Below are 278 nucleotides of genomic sequence, written 5' to 3' on the forward strand. Positions count from 1 at the left end.
TATACCACAGGCGGGGAGGAAGTGCAGGGCAAATGGGGCAATTTCCAGCTGGACGGCTACGGGGCATGGCTGTGGGGATTGGCGCAGCATGTGAAATTGACGGGGGATTTGCCGCTAATCACAACGCTCCGCCCTGCTATCGAGCTGACCGTTGATTACCTGCAGTCATGCTGGCAGTTGCCTCACTTCGATTGCTGGGAGGAGGGGGGCAATGACATTTATCTTTCCACACTTGCTGCCGTGTATGGCGGCTGTAAGGCGATCACCTCTTATTTGCC

At 56.1% G+C, this 278-nt stretch carries 1 protein-coding gene; it reads left to right on the forward strand.

Annotated features, from left to right (window positions below):
* Positions 1-21: 21 nt before the first annotated feature.
* The coding region (locus MXD62_RS08525; protein WP_248828847.1) for a glycoside hydrolase family 15 protein at positions 22-278 on the forward strand (257 nt) is incomplete at its 3' end.

The sequence above is a fragment of the Frankia sp. Mgl5 genome (genome assembly GCF_023242985.1).
Taxonomy (GTDB): domain Bacteria; phylum Actinomycetota; class Actinomycetes; order Frankiales; family Frankiaceae; genus Parafrankia; species Parafrankia soli.